Origin of the sequence: Acinetobacter entericus (assembly GCF_026168575.1) — a bacterium.
Lineage (GTDB): Bacteria > Pseudomonadota > Gammaproteobacteria > Pseudomonadales > Moraxellaceae > Acinetobacter > Acinetobacter bouvetii.
The window spans coordinates 1-2,186 of record NZ_JAPEQW010000085.1 but is presented as its reverse complement, the minus strand read 5'-3'; the positions used below and the strand labels follow the sequence as shown (position 1 = coordinate 2,186).

Here is a 2,186-nt window from a genome sequence, read left to right as displayed (position 1 = left end):
TTAAAGGGAACATCATCGACTCAAATCTCTATTTGCAACAGTGCCTTTTTAAGATTATAGTAGTACCATGTATAGGCTAGAAATGAGGTATGTTGAAATTACAAAAGATCTTCAAGTTGGGAGATGATCTGCAGCCAACTTGGGCTACGACTACTTTACTAGATAAATTTTATCTATTCTTTTTTCATCGGTTCAGTTTTATATAAATATTTAAAATTCAGGAAAAAAATATGAACAATAATTATCCTAAACCTATGATAATAATGCACTGGATTACCTTTGTTTTAGTTGTAATTGTATATTTGACGAGTGGAGATCCAACAAGAACAGGTTTGCAGGGCCAGATTCATGTTATAGGTGGAATTTCAATATTTATTCTATTTTTCGTGCGGTTGAGTGTTGTTTTTCTCTATAAAAGAAGTATTCCTCAAAATGAGATCATTAATCCGTATCAAATAAAATTATTTAAAATTGTCAGATTTACGCTTTACGTAAGTTTATGTGTCGTTCCAATAGCGGGCTGGCTTGCATTATCGAGTTTCACTGATAACTTCCAAGTATTCTCTTTAAATTTGCCACTTTTGAGCAGTGTTAGAGAGGTTAAATATATTGGTCAGATGCATCAATTTTTAGGTAACTTCTTTATTACAGTCGTAGGTTTACATGCTTGTGCTGCATTAATCCACCATTTTATTTTCAAAGATAATGTATTAAAAAGTATGCTTTTTAAAAAAATGAAATGATTTAGATCTATAACTATAGAAAATAGGCATATTGTTCACCTAGAACAACATGCTTTATTGATATAAAGCATGTCAGATAGGTCAGGTATTTCTATAGACTTATTATCTATACTCCTCATGGAGTGGGAATATTTGGATTATACAAAAAAGGATCTTATGCCACCGCAACATTAAATAATGATCCAATCCAAGCACTGAATAACATGGCAATAATACCCCAAATCATTACCCGAATCGAACCTCTCCAAATACTGGCGCCGCCCGCATAACTGGCCAAGGCACCCATAATTCCGAGACTTAATACCCCAATCAGCATGACGCCTTTCTCTAAGTATCGCTCAGGCAGAAGCATAATTGAAATTAAAGGAAATAATGAGCCTACAGTAAATGCAATGGCTGAAGAGAAGGCAGCACGAAACGGCTGGGCAGAAGTATGATCTGAAATACCAATTTCATCACGCGCATGTGCATCTAAAGCATTGTGTGCAGTCAGTTGTTGCGCGACTTCTTGCGCTAAAGCGGGTTGTAATCCACGCTGTATGTAAATATTTTTTAGCTCATTTAATTCATGTTCAGGATGGCGTTGCAGTTCACGTTCTTCCATCTGCAGATCATTCTTTTCAATGTCTTGTTGCGATTTAACGGAGATGTATTCACCTGCAGCCATCGATGCAGCTCCAGATATTAATCCGGCGATACAGGTCACCAGTACAGTATGGGTAGATGCTCCACTGGCTGCGATTCCCACCACGAGACTTGTGACTGAAATAATCCCGTCATTTGCCCCCAGCACAGCTGCACGCAACCATCCCGCACGTTCGATGTAATGTTTTTCAATATGATAAGAATGGCGCACAAGGTATATCCTTTTTGTTATCAGGATGATTATAATAAATTTATTTCATCTGTAGAGATTATTATTGGCTAATTTCAAAAACCGTGATTAAAAGGCAAAAAAATTTTAAAACGGATTCTAGTAGCCACTGGCTATTCATTTTTAGGATCTAAAACAGCGTCTAAAAATAGGCAGCTTTTCGTCAAATCGTATTAATTGATCTTATTCTAATTCCTATGAGCTTTTTTATTGCTGTTTCTTCTATAGAACGGGCACTGATGGTGGCTGTCTGTTTACTGGCTGTAATTGTGGAATTATTCAATTCTGCGATTGAAGCTGTTTTAGATCGTATTTCGCTTGAAAAACATGCATTCCAAAAAGGCAAAAGATATGAGAAGTGCGGCACAATTTTCAGCACTTCTCATTATTTTTATTATTTGGTCAATTATTTTACTTGTCCACTAAAAGATCTTAAAAGTTGATTTTACTTAAGCCAACAATGGAAATTGATAGACTTCTGCATAGATTAGCGCAGCAAGCAGAACCAAAATAATGCTTAGGCTGGCACTGTTGCAAATAGGCTGACATGATAAGCTAAATATCTTATT

2 protein-coding genes and 1 pseudogene are annotated in these 2,186 nt (G+C 36.0%); 2 read left to right on the top strand and 1 reads right to left on the bottom strand.

Annotated elements, in window-relative coordinates; all coding sequences use genetic code 11:
- Positions 1–230 precede the first annotated feature (230 nt).
- Positions 231–743 (top strand): cytochrome b, encoded by a 513-nt coding sequence (locus OKC24_RS19550; RefSeq protein WP_004761014.1) that lies wholly within the window; start codon positions 231–233, stop codon positions 741–743.
- 154 nt (positions 744–897) lie between these two features.
- On the opposite strand, the gene OKC24_RS19545 is transcribed toward OKC24_RS19550, so the two are convergent.
- Positions 898–1,599: a VIT1/CCC1 transporter family protein gene (locus OKC24_RS19545; RefSeq protein WP_004761016.1), complete on the bottom strand. Its 702-nt coding sequence runs from the start codon at positions 1,597–1,599 to the stop codon at positions 898–900.
- A gap of 102 nt (positions 1,600–1,701) precedes the next feature.
- Here OKC24_RS19545 and OKC24_RS19540 point away from each other — a divergent pair.
- Positions 1,702–2,043, top strand: a pseudogene (locus OKC24_RS19540) (diacylglycerol kinase).
- The last annotated feature ends 143 nt before the right edge of the window (positions 2,044–2,186 follow it).